Annotated in this window: 18 protein-coding genes; 8 read left to right on the forward strand and 10 right to left on the reverse strand. The window is 68.0% G+C overall.

From position 1 onward, the window contains the following. The first annotated feature begins 405 nt into the window (after positions 1-405). The 5 genes from cysT to J7J50_RS04185 all read left to right on the forward strand — a co-directional run bounded on the left by cysT (position 406) and on the right by J7J50_RS04185 (position 5,104). Complete coding sequence (gene cysT, locus J7J50_RS04165) at positions 406-1,272, forward strand: sulfate ABC transporter permease subunit CysT (RefSeq protein WP_215058413.1); 867 nt, start codon at positions 406-408, stop codon at positions 1,270-1,272. After that, the gene (gene cysW / locus J7J50_RS04170; protein ID WP_215058414.1) at positions 1,265-2,137 is read left to right on the forward strand and encodes a sulfate ABC transporter permease subunit CysW; all 873 of its coding nucleotides are present in this window, start codon (positions 1,265-1,267) and stop codon (positions 2,135-2,137) included. Before cysT ends, cysW begins: the two co-directional genes overlap by 8 nt. A gap of 35 nt (positions 2,138-2,172) precedes the next feature. Next, positions 2,173-3,216 carry a sulfate/molybdate ABC transporter ATP-binding protein gene (locus J7J50_RS04175; RefSeq protein ID WP_215058415.1) on the forward strand — a complete coding sequence of 348 codons (1,044 nt, stop codon included), beginning with the start codon at positions 2,173-2,175 and terminating at the stop codon, positions 3,214-3,216. A gap of 289 nt (positions 3,217-3,505) precedes the next feature. Then, entirely contained in the window at positions 3,506-4,498 is a 993-nt protein-coding gene (gene hemB, locus J7J50_RS04180; protein ID WP_215058416.1) for a porphobilinogen synthase, read from the forward strand. 30 nt (positions 4,499-4,528) lie between these two features. After that, a complete protein-coding gene (locus J7J50_RS04185; RefSeq protein ID WP_215058417.1) occupies positions 4,529-5,104 on the forward strand; it encodes a hypothetical protein in 576 nt (191 codons plus the stop codon). Between the two features lie 104 nt (positions 5,105-5,208). Here the strand turns inward: J7J50_RS04185 and J7J50_RS04190 are convergent, their stop codons facing one another. Together J7J50_RS04190 and J7J50_RS04195 are read right to left on the reverse strand one after the other, a co-directional pair. After that, a complete protein-coding gene (locus J7J50_RS04190) occupies positions 5,209-5,514 on the reverse strand; it encodes a hypothetical protein (protein ID WP_215058418.1) in 306 nt (101 codons plus the stop codon). A gap of 218 nt (positions 5,515-5,732) precedes the next feature. Further along, positions 5,733-6,551: a TolB-like protein gene (locus J7J50_RS04195; RefSeq protein ID WP_251044257.1), complete on the reverse strand. Its 819-nt coding sequence runs from the start codon at positions 6,549-6,551 to the stop codon at positions 5,733-5,735. Positions 6,552-6,701: 150 nt separating this feature from the next. Between J7J50_RS04195 and aroE the strand changes: the two genes are divergently transcribed. The 3 genes from aroE to J7J50_RS04210 all read left to right on the forward strand — a co-directional run bounded on the left by aroE (position 6,702) and on the right by J7J50_RS04210 (position 8,281). After that, the gene (gene aroE / locus J7J50_RS04200) at positions 6,702-7,565 is read left to right on the forward strand and encodes a shikimate dehydrogenase (RefSeq protein WP_215058464.1); all 864 of its coding nucleotides are present in this window, start codon (positions 6,702-6,704) and stop codon (positions 7,563-7,565) included. A 109-nt stretch (positions 7,566-7,674) separates the two neighbouring features. Next, positions 7,675-8,016 (forward strand): hypothetical protein, encoded by a 342-nt coding sequence (locus J7J50_RS04205; protein WP_215058420.1) that lies wholly within the window; start codon positions 7,675-7,677, stop codon positions 8,014-8,016. Positions 8,017-8,023: 7 nt separating this feature from the next. Continuing rightward, positions 8,024-8,281, forward strand: a complete 258-nt coding sequence (locus J7J50_RS04210; RefSeq protein ID WP_215058421.1) for a YkgJ family cysteine cluster protein — start codon at positions 8,024-8,026, stop codon at positions 8,279-8,281. Between the two features lie 470 nt (positions 8,282-8,751). Here J7J50_RS04210 and J7J50_RS04215 read toward each other — a convergent pair whose 3' ends face one another. From J7J50_RS04215 to J7J50_RS04250, 8 genes are all read right to left on the reverse strand, one after another. Beyond that, on the reverse strand, positions 8,752-10,146 hold the full coding sequence (locus J7J50_RS04215) for a DUF58 domain-containing protein (protein WP_215058422.1): 1,395 nt from the start codon (positions 10,144-10,146) through the stop codon (positions 8,752-8,754). After that, complete coding sequence (locus J7J50_RS04220) at positions 10,143-11,132, reverse strand: MoxR family ATPase (RefSeq protein ID WP_215058423.1); 990 nt, start codon at positions 11,130-11,132, stop codon at positions 10,143-10,145. The genes J7J50_RS04215 and J7J50_RS04220 overlap by 4 nt, the downstream gene beginning before the upstream one ends. Further along, the gene (locus J7J50_RS04225; protein ID WP_215058424.1) at positions 11,129-12,358 is read right to left on the reverse strand and encodes a DUF4350 domain-containing protein; all 1,230 of its coding nucleotides are present in this window, start codon (positions 12,356-12,358) and stop codon (positions 11,129-11,131) included. The genes J7J50_RS04220 and J7J50_RS04225 overlap by 4 nt, the downstream gene beginning before the upstream one ends. Then, on the reverse strand, positions 12,355-14,004 hold the full coding sequence (locus J7J50_RS04230) for a DUF4129 domain-containing protein (RefSeq protein WP_215058425.1): 1,650 nt from the start codon (positions 14,002-14,004) through the stop codon (positions 12,355-12,357). Before J7J50_RS04230 ends, J7J50_RS04225 begins: the two co-directional genes overlap by 4 nt. Beyond that, positions 14,001-15,014, reverse strand: coding sequence for a stage II sporulation protein M (locus J7J50_RS04235; RefSeq protein WP_215058426.1), 1,014 nt, complete (start codon positions 15,012-15,014; stop codon positions 14,001-14,003). The genes J7J50_RS04230 and J7J50_RS04235 overlap by 4 nt, the downstream gene beginning before the upstream one ends. Further along, positions 15,011-15,694, reverse strand: a complete 684-nt coding sequence (locus J7J50_RS04240; protein ID WP_215058427.1) for an RDD family protein — start codon at positions 15,692-15,694, stop codon at positions 15,011-15,013. Before J7J50_RS04240 ends, J7J50_RS04235 begins: the two co-directional genes overlap by 4 nt. Continuing rightward, positions 15,694-16,212, reverse strand: coding sequence for an RDD family protein (locus tag J7J50_RS04245; protein ID WP_215058428.1), 519 nt, complete (start codon positions 16,210-16,212; stop codon positions 15,694-15,696). Before J7J50_RS04245 ends, J7J50_RS04240 begins: the two co-directional genes overlap by 1 nt. Positions 16,213-16,277: 65 nt before the next feature. Continuing rightward, positions 16,278-16,820 (reverse strand): gamma carbonic anhydrase family protein, encoded by a 543-nt coding sequence (locus J7J50_RS04250; RefSeq protein ID WP_215058429.1) that lies wholly within the window; start codon positions 16,818-16,820, stop codon positions 16,278-16,280. Positions 16,821-17,034 lie beyond the last annotated feature (214 nt).

The following is a 17,034-nucleotide window of genomic DNA, read 5'->3' on the forward strand; positions in this document are numbered from 1 at the left end:
CTGGTCTCGCGAGTTACTAGCTGCGCCAAGCCAGAGCAAGACAAGAGCCACAGTCACAGCCACAGCCACAGCCACAGCCACAGCCACAGCCAAGACCAGGGCACAGGGCACAGGGCAAGGCAAGGCAAGGCAAGGCAAGGCAAGGCAAGGCAAGGCAAGGATCAAAGCAACGGCGGGGCACAGCAACAACCTCAGCAGCGACTCGGCATCTCGCCCCGAACCCGCCGAAATGACACCCCCGCCCCCCAACCGCCCATTCACCTCCCCGAAACCACCCAACGCCACAATCCCCACCCATATCGCCATCTCGCACCTCGAAACAACCAACGCACATTTCCAAAGGCCCGCGCATCTGCGATAGCGTCACCTCCTTCGCCCCCACAAAACCTCTGCCGCCCACGCCACATGAGCGAGCACGCCCTTCCCCTGCCGACCTCCGCCACCCGCTGGCGCCGGCCGTTACCCGGTCTCGGCCTCGGCCTGGGCATCGGCATGACCTGGCTCGGCCTGATCGTCCTGCTGCCGCTGGCCGCGCTGATCCTGCGCTCCGGCGGCCTCGGCATGGCCGGCTGGGTGCGCACGGTCTCCGATCCGCTGGTGCTGTCCGCCCTGCGGGTCAGCTTCCTGAGCGCCTTCATCGCCGCGGTGACCGCGCTGGTGTTCGGCGCGCTGATCGCCTGGGTGCTGGTTCGCTACCGCTTCCCCGGCCGGCGCCTGATGGACGCCCTGGTCGATCTGCCGTTCGCGCTGCCCACCGCGGTCGCCGGCATCACCCTGGCGGCGATCTACGACGAGACCGGCTGGATCGGCCAACTGCTGCAGCCCTTCGGCATCAAGCTGGTCAACAATCTCACCGGCATCGTCATCGCGCTGATCTTCATCGGCCTGCCGTTCGCGGTGCGCACGGTGCAGCCGGTGCTGGAAGCGCTGGGCCGCGAACAGGAAGAAGCCGCGATCTCGCTCGGCGCCTCGCGCCTGACCGCGCTGCGCCGCGTGGTCCTGCCCGAATTGCTGCCGGCGCTGCTGACCGGTTTCTCGCTGGCGTTCGCGCGCGGCCTGGGCGAGTACGGCTCGGTGATCTTCATCGCCGGCAACCTGCCGATGAAAACCCAGATCGCGCCGCTGCTGATCACCATCCGCCTGTTCGAGGACGAAGGCATCAACGCCGCGATCGTGCTGGCGACCTTGCTGCTGCTGATGTCGTTCGCCTGCCTGGTCGCGATCAATGCCGCGTCCGCGTTTTTCTCGCACGGCAATCGCCGCGATGGCTGAGCCGCGCCTGCCGCCGCAACGCGATCCCCTGCAGGAGCCGGCCTGGGTGCGTTGGCTGCTGATCGGCGCGGCCGGCGCGATCATGCTGCTGATCGTGGTGCTGCCGCTGCTGATGCTGCTCGGCACCGCCTTCGGCAACGGCCTGAAGGCCTGGTTGAACGCGGTCACCGAACCCAACACGGTGGCGGCGCTGAAACTCACCTTGCTCACCGCCGCGATCGTGGTGCCGGTCAACGCGATCTGCGGCGTGTTCGCGGCCTGGGCGCTGACCCGCTTCGAATTCCGCGGCAAGCGCATGCTGCTGGCGCTGATCGATCTGCCGTTCGCGGTGTCGCCGGTGGTCGCCGGCCTGTGCCTGATCCTGTTGTTCAGCCCGTCGCACGGCTTCTTCGCCGATGTCCTCAACGCCTACGACCTCAAGATCATGTTCGCCACGCCCGGGATCGTGCTGGCGACGATGTTCGTGACCTTCCCGTTCGTGGTGCGCGAGCTGATTCCGTTGATGGAACAGCAAGGCAGCGACGAGGAACTGGCCGCGCGCTCGCTCGGCGCCAACGCCTGGAGCATGTTCTTCCGCGTGACCCTGCCCAACATCAAATGGGGCCTGCTCTACGGCGTGCTGTTGTGCAGCGCGCGGGCGATGGGCGAGTTCGGCGCGGTCACGGTGGTGTCGGGCAACGTCGTCGGCAAGACCAATACGCTGTCGCTGCATGTGGAAGTGTTGTTCAACCACCCCGGCGACCCGACTCCGGCATTCGCGGTGGCTTCGCTGCTGGCCGGTCTGGCCTTGATCACCCTGGTGATCAAGATCTGGCTGGAAGCGCGACATGGCGACGCGCTTGCGCGTTCGCACCGCAGGCATTGATTCACCGAGCATCGTTTCACTAGGTATCGCCACGAATGGATCTGCACCTCAAAGCCATCGCCAAGCGTTATGCGACCGTCGCCGCCCTGGATGCGGTGAGCCTGAATGTCGCCTCCGGCGAGCTGGTCGCGTTGCTCGGGCCTTCGGGTTCGGGCAAAACCACGCTGTTGCGGGTCATCGGCGGCCTGCTGCAACCCGATTCGGGCCAGCTGCTGTTCGGCGATCAGGACGCGACCCGGCTGAGCCTGCGCGAGCGCAACGTCGGTTTCGTGTTCCAGCACTACGCGCTGTTCAAGCACATGACGGTGGCGGAGAACATCGCCTTCGGTCTGCGCAGCCGGCCGCGCTCGCGGCGGCCGGACAAGGCGACCATCGCCAAACGCGTGCAGGAATTGCTGGGGCTGATCCAGTTGCCCGAGCTGGGCGGGCGTTATCCGGAACAACTCTCCGGCGGGCAGAAGCAGCGCGTGGCGCTGGCGCGCGCGCTGGCGATCGACCCGACCGTGCTGCTGCTGGACGAACCCTTCGGCGCGCTCGACGCCAAGGTCCGCGTCGAACTGCGCCGCTGGCTGCGCCGGCTGCACGATCACACCGGCCAGACCACCTTGTTCGTCACCCACGATCAAGAAGAAGCGCTGGAGCTGGCCGACCGCGTGGTCGTGCTCAAGGACGGCCGGATCGAGCAGATCGGCACGCCCGACGAGATCTACAGCGCGCCGGCCTCGGCCTACGTGTTCGATTTCATCGGCCGCGCCAACGTCATCGAAGGCCAGACCGAGGGCGGCGAGCTGTCGGTCAACGGCCACGCCCTGCGCCTGCCGGTGGACAGCCATAGTCGCAGCCGCGCGCGCCTGTACGTGCGGCCGCACGACATGGCCCTGGTCGGCGACGGCGAGGGCCTGCCGGCGCGGGTGCTGTCCTCGCACCGCCTGGCCGAGCGGATCACCCTGGAACTGAGCATCAACGGCCAGCAGCGGCCGCTGGAGCTGGACTTGGTGGCGACGCCGGACGCGGTGACGCCGGCTTCGGGCAGCACCGTGCATGTGCGGCCGCTGCGGTATCGGGTGTATTCGGATTAGGGATATCGGATCGAAGCTCGGCCGGTGGCTTTGATTCCCTCCGACGCCGCATAAGAGCCCCTCTCCCGCTCGCGGGAGAGGGGTTGGGGTGAGGGGCGCGGGCAGTCGCAGAAATCCAAGCAACAGCATTCGCGCCTACGGCGCTTCCCCTCACCCCAGCCCTCTCCCGCGAGCGGGAGAGGGAGAGGGAGACAAGCAAGCTTGCCGGATCGGGCAGAACACAGCGTCACCGCCCGGACGCGACCGCCGGTCGCAGGCCGCCCCGCCGCGCAGGGGTAAACTAGCCGCCATGACTTACCCCTACTCGCGCCCGCGGCGGATGCGCCGCGACGATTTCTCGCGCCGACTCATGCGCGAGACCGTCCTCACCGCCGACGACCTGATCTATCCGGTCTTCGTGCACGAACTCGACGGCCGCGCGCCGGTCGGTTCAATGCCCGGGATCGACCGCCTGTCGATCGACGAACTGCTGCGCGTGGCCGAACAGGCCAGCGAGCTGCGCGTGCCGGCGCTGGCGCTGTTCCCGGTGACCGCGCCGGACGCCAAGTCGCTGACCGCCGAAGCCGCGTGGCAGGACGACGGCCTGTGCCAGCGCGCCGTGCGCGCGCTTAAACAGCGCTTCCCACAGTTGGGCGTGATCACCGACGTCGCCCTGGACCCGTACACCACCCACGGCCAGGACGGATTGATCGACGACAGCGGCTACGTCATGAACGACGAAACCGTCGAGGCGCTGGTCAAGCAGGCGCTGTCGCACGCCGTCGCCGGCGCCGATATCGTCGCGCCCAGCGACATGATGGACGGCCGCATCGGCCAGATCCGCAACGCGCTGGAACTCGACGGCCACATCCACACCCGCATCCTCGCCTACAGCGCCAAGTACGCGTCCAGTTTCTACGGCCCGTTCCGCGATGCGGTCGGCTCGGCCGGCGCGCTCGGCAAGGGCAACAAGTACACCTACCAGATGGACCCGGCCAACAGCGACGAGGCCCTGCGCGAGATCGCGCTGGATCTGGAAGAAGGCGCGGACATGATCATGGTCAAGCCGGGCATGCCGTACCTGGACATCGTGCGCCGGGCCAAGGACGAATTCGGCGCGCCGACCTTCGTCTACCAGGTCAGCGGCGAGTACGCGATGCTGCGCGCGGCCATCCAGAACGGCTGGCTCGACGAACGCGGCTGCGTGATGGAAGCGCTGACCTCGATCAAGCGCGCGGGCGCCGACGGCGTGTTGACGTATTTCGCATTGGATGCGGCGCGGTGGATGCGCGAGGCGAACTGACCATCAACCGTCATGCCATCCAGTCCGTTCATGAGATTTGATACCGAAACTGATGCAACATCATCGATCGAACTAGCGGCTGAGTTCTTTGAAGCCAGCAAATCGGATGATCGATATTGGAAGTGGTATGTCATAGCCCTGCATAGCGGCATGCAGGGTTTGTTTTGCATGGCGCTTGACAACGGAAATGAACTCCTCGTTCAAAAATCCAGCACCGCGCAAAAGATGATCAGTGCACTGGATAGTGGCACACCCTATCCGCCCCCCTATATGGACAACTTCGTAAATCTGTACACGAAACTTTTGTCAGTCCGCAATTTGAGAGCCGGCGCGAAAGCACTTCCGTCAGAAGGCGACCACAAAGCTGCCATCGAGAGCTTCGATCAAACCAGGAACGATCTAGTCCACTTCAACACTAAATCCTGGTCAGTATCAAGAAATCACCGACTCAAGGAAGCACTCATCTTTTGCGGAATATCGGCCTACGTGCGCAACGAGAGTGGATCCATCTTGTGGCATGACGAACATCTACAAGATAGAACAAATGCAGCGTGGAACCTGCTTGAAATACGACTTAAAAACGCGTTGCGTGAACTCTCTCATTAACGACGGCACACGTTGTCAGATCGTTCTCGCATCAGCATCTTTGTAACTTGCTGTCATCATCCCCATACCACGAGGCCGGCCGCACGGCCCCGCGGTGAACTACGTCAGAACGAGTGGAAGGTGCAGAAGTCGATCACGGTGACGCCGGGCTGGCTGGCATAGCCATACAGCTGCGTTTCGCAATCGCTCTGCGTGGCGGCGGAGATGTGCGCATAGGTGTAGGTGTAACGGAGCGGGCCGTTCGGGCCGGGGACGGTATGCGGTTGCACCCAACGCACGGTCGCGTCCCAGGTGCCCCAACTGGGTTGCGGAGGCTGCGGGTTGGTGCCGCCGATCGGAGCGGCCAGCGACGGCGCCGCGGCGACCGTCAACAGCAACGACAACCACAAGCCCCCTGTACGACGTTTCATGTTGCGCATCGAAAGTCCTTTTTGGTCAGCCACCGAGTGTGGCCGGCGCAGCATAGGCACCCGGCGCCAGGCGAGGCCGCGCGCGCATGCGCGAATCCGATGGGCGGCGAATGGACGCGGATCGGCGGAATCGCGGCGCGGCGCGCGCGCACGATCCTCATGCACTGCATCAAACGCGCGCGACCGTTGGCGCCCGACGAGTGGCTGGCCGCTGCGCGTTACTGCGCCGTGGCGGCCGCACCGCAGCCGGCCTTGCCCGTCGCTGCCGGCGCCTTCATCCGGTAGATGTCCTGCTTGCCGGCCTTCGGCGATTTGGCGGTGCCGTTGAGCAACAGCTCGCCGGGCTTGTTCCAGTCGATCACCGGGCCGTAGGTAAAACCGTCCTCGCTGTTGAACGACAGCGGCAAGAGTTCAGCGTGGCCGTATTGGCGGCCGTCGCATTGGGCGACGAACAAACGCACCGCTTTGGTCTTGACGTCGTCCGAGCGGGTGAACACGATCGCGCGCCCATCGCCGAGCCAGGTCGCGTCGAATTCGTCCGCGTCGGTGTTGATGCCCGGAACCGGTTGCGGATCGACGAAGGCCTTGCCGTCCCAGCGCGCGATCCACAGATCCTGGCCGCCGGCGCCGCCGCGTCCGTCGCTGGCGAACATCAGGTGCTGGCCGTCGCGGCTCGGCGTCGGCGCCCATTCGCTGCCGGAGGTGTTGACCCCGGGGCCGAGGTTCTCGGCCGGGCCGTAGCCGCCGTCGTCCAATACCGCGGCGCGATACAGGTCTTCGTTGCCCAGGCCGCCGGGGCGGTCGGAGAAGAAATACAACCAGCGGCCGTCGCCGCTGAACATGGGGTCGTAGTCCTTGGACGGCGTGTTGATCGACAACGGCTCGGGGTTCTGCCAGCGGCCATCGACCCGGTGGGCCTGCCACAGGTCGCGCCCGGCCGGTCCGCCGGGGCGGTCGCTGCTGCCCCAGACGATGCGCCGTCCGTCGGGACTCACGCTCGCGCGCACCTCGCTGTGCGGGGTCGAGACAATGCCCATGCCTTCTATGCCGAATTCGCTCAGGCCCGCGTGGACCGTGCTGGCGAGCCCACAGGCGAGGAGTACACTCGATCCTAAGACCCTGGCGTGCCGCATTGTGCGTCTCCCAACGGAAGGGTCCACAGTCTAGAACGAGGCGCGCTCATGTCGATGGATTCCAGTTCGTCCAGCCCGGTCCTGCGTTACGCGGTCTTCGGCCATCCGGTCGCCCACTCGCTGTCGCCGCGCATCCATGCCGCGTTCGCGCGCCAGTTCGGGATCGCGCTGGAGTACGTCGGCGTGGACGCCGCGCCGGAGCGCTTCGACGTGGCCCTGGCCGAATTCGCCGCCGAGGGCGGACTGGGCGCCAACATCACCCTGCCGTTGAAGACCCGCGCCGCCAGCATCTGCTCGCATTTGAGCGATCGCGCCCACCGCGCCGGCGCGGTCAACACGCTGATCCGCAGCGCCACCGGTTGGGAAGGCGACAACACCGACGGCGTCGGCCTGATCCGCGATCTCACCGAACGCCACGGCCTGGACCTGCGCGAGCGCCGCACCTTGCTGATCGGCGCGGGCGGCGCGGCGCGCGGCGTGGCGCCGGCGCTGCTGGATGCCGGCATCGGCGATCTGTTCATCGTCAACCGCACGCCCGAACGCGCCGACGCGCTCGCCGACACGCTTGGCCTGCCCGGCCGCGTGCATCCGCGTTACTTGTCCGACGTGAGCACGCTCGGCAACTTCGACCTGATCGTCAACGCGACCTCGGCCGCGCGCGACGACGCCATGCCGACCCTGCCGATGAGTCTGGCCACGCCGCGCACCGCGGCGGTGGACCTGAGCTACGGCGAAGCGGCGATTGCGTTCCTGGCCTGGGCCAAGGTCGCCGGCGCGCACGATCGCATCGACGGCCTGGGCATGCTGGTCGAACAGGCCGCGGAAAGTTTCGAGCGCTGGCACCGCAAGCGCCCGGACACCGATCCGGTGTACGCGCAGCTGCGCCAGGGCGCGTTGTCGCTGGTCACGGCGGACTGAGCGGCATGCGGTCGCGATCGGGCGCGCGTTCTTCGCGCGCATCGGCTTTTCGATGCCCGCGCCGCAAGCGATGCGATCGCGGTGGCGCCGCGGCGGTAAAGGCGTCGCGATGAACGAGTTCCTGCTCTCGATGCTGACGAACCTGCTGATGGGATTGCCCGGCATGCTGCTGTACGTGCTCGGCCTGTCGCTGTGCCTGATGCGCAAGCCCTCGCTGGGCCGGGCCAGCACCTACGCCGCCCTGGGTTTCGGCCTGTTGCTGCTCAGCACGTTGCTGAGCCTGGGCAGTCAAGCCTGGATCATGTGGTCGGCGCAGCACGAACACGCCTCGATCAGTTCGCTCTCGATCCGGGTGGCCGTGCTGAGCATCGCCAGCACCCTGCTCTCGCTGACCGGCGTCGGCTTGCTGCTCGCGGCGATCCTCGTTCGCCGGCCCGCGCAGGGCGGCTGAGCCGGCCATGCGTTGCCGCGACCAATGCGGCGCGTGTTGCATCGCGCCTTCGATCACCTCGCCGATTCCCGGCATGCCGCACGGCAAGCCGGCCGGAATTCCGTGCGTGCAACTGGACGACGAATTGCGTTGCCGCTTGTTCGGCCAGCCGGAGCGGCCGGCGTTCTGCGCGTCGTTGCGGCCTTCGGTCGAGATGTGCGGACGCGACCGCAGCGAGGCGATGGCTTCGTTGGCGGAGTTGGAGCGGGCGACCGCGCCGAACTGAGCGGTCGTCGGCGGTACGCGATGGCCGCTGTCATCGTTGCGCCGTTGCTGTTGCCCCCTTTGAAAAAGGGGGCGAACGGCCGCGCAGCGGTCGTGGGGGATTTGCTTTTGCTGTTCTATGCGGGCAAAAAGCAAATCCCCCCCTGCCCCCCTTTTTCAAAGGGGGGAAGCGGTAGGTAGGGATGTGAAGGCGGGTTGGGGACGAAGGACGAATCGCATCGTGTCTGTGCGTATCGAAGCGAACCGCAGCGCCGTTGCTGTTGCCCCCTTTGAAAAAGGGGGCGAACGGCCGCGCAGCGGACGTGGGGGATTTGCTTTTGCTGTTCTATGCGGGCAAAAAGCAAATCCCCCCTGCCCCCCTTTTTCAAAGGGGGGAAGCGGTAGGTAGGGATGTGAAGGCCGGGTTGGGAGCGAAGGACGAATCGCATCGTGTCTGTGCGTATCGAAACGAACCGCCGCGGGCTTATTGCCTCAGAGCAACCCGTCACGCTTGATCGCGAGATACTTCTCCACCAACGACGCCGCCAGCTGGCTGCAGCTCACGTCCAGGACCATGACCCCGTGATTGCGCAGGGCTTCGTGCGCGCGCACGCGGTGCTCCAGGTACTGCGCGGTGGCGCCGGCGCGGATCGCGCCGGACAGGTCGTCGACGTCTTCATCCAGCGCCTGGTCGAGCGAGCCTTCGCGCAGGCTCGCCACGCACACCAGATGGCGTCCGCGCAGCATGCGCACGGCGGCGAGCAGATCGTCCATGTCTTCGTCGCGCAGGTTCGTCACCAGCATCACCAGCGAGCGGCGGCGCTGGCGCAGCGACAGTTCGGTGGCCGCGGCGAGGAAGTCGGTGGCGATCGGCTGCGGCTGCAGCGCGTAGCTGGCGCGCAGCAGGTTGTCGATCGCGCCGACGCCGCGCTGCGGCGGCACCCAGCGGCTCTGGCCGCCGTTGGCGAGCAGGCCGACGCCGTCGCCCTGGCGCAGCGCCAGATACGCCACCACCAGCGCCGCGTCGAGGACGTGATCGAAATGCGACAAGGCGCCGTCGCGCGCCATCAGCCGGCGGCCGGTGTCGAGCATCAGCACCAGTTGCTGGTTGCGTTCGTCCTGGTACTCGCGCGAGATCAGCCGGCGCGCGCGCGCGGTCGCCTTCCAGTCGATCTGACGCAGGCTGTCGCCGACGCGGTATTCGCGCATCTGATGGAAATCGGTGCCTTCGCCGCGGCGGCGCTTGACGTGCGCGCCGACCAGCCGCGAGGCCTGTTCGGCGCTGAACATCGCGAACTTGGCCAGCGGCGCGAAATTGGGGAACACGCGCACGCGCTGGATTTCGCCGGTCACCCGCGACTGCCACCACAGGCCCCACGGCGAATGCATGCGCAACTGCACGCCGTCGAACTGGAAATCGCCGCGCATGTTGGCGCGCAATTGGTAATCGAAGATCGCAGCTTCCCCGCGGCGCAGATCGAGCCGGCGCGGCAGATCGCGCATCGCCCAGCCGCCGGGATGCAGATCGAACGCGTCCACCCGCTGGCGGCGCTGACTCGCCTCCACGATCAGGGTGACCGGGCGCTCCACACCGATCGCCCAGGTGTCGTGCATCTTGCGCGCGGCCTGCGGCGTCGGCGCGCGCAACAGCCGCGCCAGATCGATCAGCGCAATCAGCAGCACCCCTATCGTCGCCGCCTGCCACGCCTGCGCCTGCAGCCAGCCCGCGCTCGCGGCCAGGCCCAGCGCCGACCACGGCAGCACCAGCCACGCCCAGCGCGGCGCCGGCCGCGCCCAACCGCGCCGCGGCAGCGCGCGATCGCGCGGCACCGACAGATCGGCCTCGCTGGAGGCGACCGGCAGCGGCGGCGGCAAGGCCGATTTCATTGACGCGGCGCTTCCACCGTGGCGAGCAGGGTGTGCAGCACGTCGTCGGGCGACTGGCCTTCGATCTGCAACTCCGGCGCCAGCGCGATGCGATGGCGCAGCACCGGCTTGGCGACTTCGCGCACGTCGTCGGGAGTGACGAAATCGCGGCCCGACAGCACCGCCTGCGCGCGCGCCGCGCGCACCAGCCCGAGGCTGCCGCGCGGGCCGGCACCGAGCGCGATGCCGGCCCAGTCGCGGGTCTTGCCGACGATGCGCACGACGTAGTCGATCACCGCCTCGTCCACCCGCACCAGCGCGGTGCCCTGCTGCATCGCCACGATCTCTTCCGGTCCCAGCACGCGCTGCACCTGCGAGAGATCGAAATCCGACGCGCTGCGGCCCAGGCTGACCGCGGTGACCATGCGCTTCTCGTCGGCGCGGCTGGGGTAGTCGATCAGGATCTTCAGCAGGAACCGGTCCAACTGCGCTTCGGGCAGCGGGTAAGTGCCTTCCTGCTCGACCGGGTTCTGCGTGGCCAGGGTCAGGAACGGCGGCGGCAGCTCGAAGCTGTGGCCTTCGATGGTGACCTGCAGTTCCTGCATCGCTTCGAGCAAGGCCGACTGGGTCTTGGCCGGGGCGCGATTGATTTCGTCGGCCAACAGCAAATTGGTGAAAACAGGGCCCCTGCGGATATTGAAGCTCTCCGTTTTAGGGTCGTACACCGCGTGCCCGCTGATATCGCTGGGCATCAGGTCGGGCGTGAACTGCACGCGCGCGTAGCCGCAGTCCAGGGCCTTGGACAGCGCGCGCACCACCAGGGTCTTGCCCAGGCCGGGCACGCCTTCCAGCAGCGCGTGGCCGCCGGCGAGCAAGGCGATGAGGATCTGGTCGAGAACGTCGGCCTGGCCGATGAAGGCCTTGCTGACTTGCTCGCGCACATCGGCGGCGCGTTGCGCCAGCGCGGCGCCGGTGATCGGAACGAGCGGAGCGGCGTCGAGGCTCATAAGCGGTTTCTCATGCGGATCAAAGTGGCGATGCGGGCGCGGAACGCGGCGTGGTCGCGCGCCAGCGGAGTGGCCAGGGCGTCGCGGATCGCGGCGACGTCGAGGTTGGGTTCGTTCTTGTAGCGCTGGGCGAGCAGATCGATCTGCGCCTCGCCCTGGATCGCCGCGGCATACGGATCGCGCCGGCGCAATCGCGCCAGGAACGCGGCGCGCACCGCCGCGTGCAGGCTCGGGCCGTAGCCGTAGCGGTAGATGTGCTCGCCGCTGGCGGCGATGTGTTCAAGCAGCGAACGCCGCTCCATCGCCGGCGCCGGCCGCAACGGGCCCAGCCGCTGCATGCGCTGCCACAGCCAGCCCAGCAGCCACAGCAACAGCGGCAGCCACGCCATCCAGCTGTTGACGATCAGGGTCTTCCACAGCGACGGAACTTCGGCGGCGTAGATCAGGTGCACGGTGCCGGCGCGGTAGTTAGGCGCCAGGATCTGCCGCGCCAGCGCCGCGCTGCCCGGCTTGGCGATGCGATCGCGCCCGCCCATGCCCAGGCCGTCGAGAAACGCATTGCCGGTGCCGCCGCGATTGGACAGGAAATCCAGGTCCGACAGCACATCGACCTTGCCCTCGCCGTAAGGGAAGCGCGCGTAGACGTAGGCGCGGTCCTCGTCGCCCCAAGCGAAGTCCGGATCGACGTCGCTGTTGTAGAAGTAAAACCGGCGCGCGTCGCAGAACACGTCCTGCGGCGCGTTGCTGCGCTCGTACAGGCCCACGCATTCGTCGCGCCAATCCTCGGTGGCGTCGGGCAAGTCGTCGGCGTCGAGCAAGGTCACCCCGAGCGCGCCGAGCACCGGCACCGGCGAACTGCCGATGTTCTCGCGCCACGGCGGCGTGCGCACGATCAGATGGCCGCCGCGCTCGACCCAGGCCAGCAAGGCATCGGCGTCGGACGCGGACAGCGTGCGTGGATCGCGATAGATCAGCACCGTGTCGCGCGGCTTCAGCGCATGCGTGGACAGCAACAGGCGCTGGCGCGCATCGACCTTGACCCCGTCCTTCTGCAAGGCCAGCTTGAGCACGTACAGCGGATTGCTGGCGGCCTCGCCGGTGCGCGGGCTATCGACGGTTTCCTCGACCTTGACGTAACCGCGCTTCCAGATCACCCCGACGATCAGCGCCAGCGCGATCACCACGACCGCGCCGACGGCGACGAACACCGCGTTGCCGCGGTTCATGCCGTCCACCCGAAGCGCTGCGCCAACTGGCCGACCAGATCGTCGAAATCCTCGCTGCCGGGCAGGGTCTGCGCATAGGCCGCGTACTGCCAGGTGCGCACCGCGCGCGCGAACACGTCGCGGTCCTCGGCCGCGCCGAGCTTGCGCGAGGCGCGCAGGCACTGCGCTTCGGTGGCGCCGGGCACCAGCACGATCTGCGCGCGCGCGGCCATCGATTCGACCGCGGCGCGGTACATCAGCGCCAGCGCATCGCGATGGCGGCCGCTGCGCCAAAGGCGGCGGATCGCGGTGGGAAGGTTGTCGGGCAGCGGCTCGGGTTCGGCCAGCGCGGCGGTGCGCACTTCGCCGGGCGCCGGCGCGTCTTCCTCGCCGCCGCCGCGGAACCAGCCCAGCCAGCGTCCGGCGCTGAACAACAACAGGCCGACGATCACGGCCAGGATGCCCCACAGCACCACCTGCAGGGCCGACGCCAGCCCTTGGCCCAGGCCCTTGAACAAGGCGCCGTCGGGCGCCTTGGGCTCGTCCTTGTTGACCTCGTTCTTGGCCTTCCACACCGACTGCTTGCGCTTGGGCGCGACGCTCGGTTCGAGCATCGTCTTGGCCACCGCGTCGCGCAGGCCGCGGTCGTCGGCGCGCGCATCGCCGTACAACTCGCCCAGCGTGGACGGCAGGCGCCTGGATTTCTTGCTGCTGTCGAATTCGCGGATCGGCGCGGTGCGGGTGTGCGATGCCTCCGGATCTTCCTCGGAGTCGGCGTCGTCGCTCGCCTCGCTGGGCGCGTCCGCGACCTGCGCCGCGGCGGCGGGTTCATCGCTTGCAGCGATCTGCGCCGCGGCATCGGGCAGCCAGCCGAACATCAGGCACAACGCCAGCAGCGTCGGCGCGGCGGCCGCGGCCAGGCGCGCGCGCAGGCGGCGGAACACGATTTCGATGTCCCAGCCTTCGATCTCGGTACGGCGGTTGAGGTACAGGCCGAAACCGGCGCCGACGTAGAACGGCTCGATCACGCTGACCGCGATCCAGATCAGGCCGTTGAACAACGCGTTCATCCAGTGCGGTTGTTCGAGGAAGGAATCCCACAGCGACTTCAGCGTGTCGGGCAGATAGTCGAACGGAATGATGACCAGACCGGCGAACACCGTGCCCAGCACGATCAGCATTTCGAAGTTGGCGCACACCAAGGTCAGCAGCGCGCACACCCCGTACACCGGCGCGCCCAGCGCGGAACGGCGCTGGCGCGCTTCCGAGCTGTCGCCGCCTTCGAGCAGATCCACCGGCAGGTACAACGAACGCGCCGGGCCGAGCCGGCGCCAGGTCAGGTACGGCAGCCACCAGCGCGCGCCCCAGCGCAGCTGCGCGCGCACGGTCTGGCGCGTGCTCGGGGTTTCGCCGAACACCGCGCGCGAAATCACGAACAGCGGGATGCGGTCGAACCACGGCTTGAGCCACCACATCAGCAGGCCCGACAGCCACAGCAGGTCCAGCGCCCAGCCGGCGGCGTTGAGCAGCACCAGCAGCGGCAAGGTCACCAGCAGCCACGGCTTCCAGATCGCGCCGGCATGGCGGCGGACCAGGGCCATGCCGAGCTCGCAGGCCTCCCACGAGGTGCGCGGACGCAGAGCGACGGTGAGCGCTTCGAGCTTCATTGCGCGTCTTCGTCGTCCTGATGCAGCGCGTTGCGGCCGCCGCGCGCCAGCCAGGCGAACACCAGCACCCACAGCGCCGCGCCGACCGTGTACTTGATCGACGCCGGCACGCTCGCGATCGAGGACCAGAACGCTTCCACGAAGGCGGCGAACACCAGCATCGCGAACACGCCGATACAGATCTTGGCGCCGCGGCGGCCGCCGTGGATCAGCGAATCGACGCGACGGCGCTGCCCCGGCGCCAGCAGGCTCAGGCCCATGCGCAGCCCGGCGCCGCCGGCGATGACGATCGCGGTGAGTTCCGGCGCCGAATGCCCGGCGACGAACCGCCAGAACGGATCGCCGTGGCCGACCGCCTGCAGATGCCCGGCGACGCCGCCGATGGTGATGCCGTTGAAGATCAGCACGAACACCGTGCCCAAGCCGGCCAGCAGGCCGGCGGCGAAGGTCTGGAAACCGATGCCGACGTTGTTGCCGATGTAGTGCGCGAACATCTGCAGATCGTCTTCGTCGGTGCGGCCCAGGTCGCGCTTGGAGGCCGGGTCGTACATTTGTTCGTAACTGGCCAGCGATTGCGCGTCGAACAGGCCCGAGGCCAGATCGGGCTTGATCTGGATGGCGACGAAGATGCTCACCAGCGGAATCACGAACAGCAGCGCCGCCGCCAGCATGCAGCGCCATTCGGCGCGCACCAAGCGCGGGAAACCGGCCAGCAGGAATTCGATCGCGCGCCGCCCGTGCACCGGCTTGGTCCGGTACAGCACGCTGTGGCCGCGTTGCATCAGCGACTGCAGGCGGTCGGTGACCACCGCGCTGTAGCCGCGCCGGCGCGCCAGCGCCAATTGCTGGCACAGGCGCCGATGGCGCGCGGGCATTTCGTCGTCGCCGATGCCGGTCCACGAACGCCGGTGCTTGCGCGCCTCGCGCGCGCTGAGCGAACGCTTCTCCAGCCAGAATTCGAACTCGCGCCACTCGGCCTGATGGCGCTCGACGAAACGCTCCTGCCTCATCGTCGCCCCAGCAGCCAGTTGGCGATGCCGTACAGCCGCGTCACCGCGGCTTCGCCGCGCGCGTGCACCAGCGGCTCGGCCAGATCGGCGAGCTCGGCCTGGCGCGCCGCGGTCAGGCGCGGGCCGCGTTCGGCGAAGGCGACCACGGCGGCTTGCTCGTGCTGCAGCAGCATCTGGTTCGGCGCGATCGCCGGCGCGACCGCGGCCTCATGCAGGATCTGCTGACGCGCCGCGTGCACCACCAGGGTGCCGGCGACCATGTCGCCGAGGCGGCGGCCCCAGGGATCGATCAGGCACGTGGTCAAGCCGACCGCGTAGCCGACCGGCAAGGCATCGACCACGCGCAACAGATTGCGCGTGAACGACGCCATCCAGCCGACCGGCGCGCCGTCGGCGGCGACCACGCGCAGACCCAACGCCCATTTGCCGGGCGTGCGGCCCTGCATCAGCACTTCGAACAGGACCGAGTAGAACCAGCTCAGCACGAAGCTGATCAGCATCAGCAGCGCGTAGCCGGCGCCGCCGAACAAACTCACCAGGGCCTGGAAAAACGCGGTGTGGATGGCGCCGCGCGCGGCCAGATCGATCGCGTACGCCAAGGCCCGCGGCACCGGACCGGCCGCGCGCAGATGCAGGGCCACCCCTTCGGGTGTCACCACCTGGCGGTACGTGTCGAGCATCAGGCGTTGACGACCTTGGTGTCGGCGAGCAGGTCGTGCAGGCAGCGGCTTTCTTCGCCGAAGATCCACAGTACGTTGGCCAGGGCGAACAGGCCGCCGAGGCAGGGCACTTGTTCGATCACCCCGGTGACCACCATGCGCAGGCCGAGGATGCGGCCGAAGCTGGCCGGCGAGCCGTCGTTGCGCACGATCCTGATGCCCATCCAGCGCTTGCCCAGCGTCTGCGAGGTCTGGTACAGCAGCACCAGCTGATAGATCGCCAGACCCAGCGCGGCCAGGCCGCAGATCACCATGCCGGCGATCTGCAATGGAGTGAAATCCGGGTTGCCGCCGCTGGGTTGCGGGTTCATCGCCACGATCACGATCAACGGCACCAGGCAAGCCATCTGCAGGCCCCAGTCGATCAGGCGCGCGACCAGGCGGACGCCGCGATCGGCCTTGGCGCTGTGGTCCAAGGCTTCGGCGGGCAACGGCGGCGGCGCGCTCGGCGCGGCGTACGGATTCTGCGTTTCTTCCATGTCGCGATGACTCCCTGAGTCCTGCTTTCCCCTGCCGCGACTGTAAACGCGGCCGCCGGGCCTGACTAGCCCGACAACATGCCCAGGTAGCGGTCCTTGAGGCGGACATAATGCTGCGCGCTGTATTGCAGTTGCTCGATCTCGCGTTCGCTGAGGCGGCGCGCCAGCCGGGCCGGATTGCCGACCCACAGCTCGCCCTCGCCGACCACCTTGCCCGGCGCGATCACCGCGCCGGCGCCGACGAAGCCGAAGCGCATGATCCGGGCGCCGTCGAGAATCTTCGCGCCCATGCCGATCAGGGCGAACTCATCCACGGTGCAGGCGTGGATGATGGCGCCGTGGCCGACGGTCACGTCGTTGGCGATCACCGTCGGCAGCCCGCCCGGGCGGGTGAACGGGCCTTCGTGAGTGACGTGGACGATGCTGCCGTCCTGGATGTTGGTGCGCGCGCCGATGGCGATCGAATTGACGTCGCCGCGGATCACGCAGCCGGGCCAGATCGAGACGTCGTCGGCCAGGGCGACCGCACCGATGATGGTGGCGGCGGGATCGACGTAAACGCGTTCGCCGAGGGTGGGAAAACTGTCGAGATAGGGGCGCAGGCTCATGCCGGCATTGTAAGCGGTGCGCGCGGCGAACCGCCGCGACGGCGCGGTTTGGGCTCAGCCGGCAAGGCGGGCCCGACGTTCGAATGGCCGCCGCCCGCTGCCCGGCCCCATGCACGGCGGCCAGCGGCCACGCGGGCCGGCGATCGATACGCGCCCGCGCCGCATAACGGCCGCCGCCGCCCCCTCGCTTGTCCTCTCGCGCCCCGTCGCCGGC

Source organism: Lysobacter sp. ISL-50, assembly GCF_018612875.1.
Classification (GTDB): Bacteria; Pseudomonadota; Gammaproteobacteria; order Xanthomonadales; family Xanthomonadaceae; genus Lysobacter.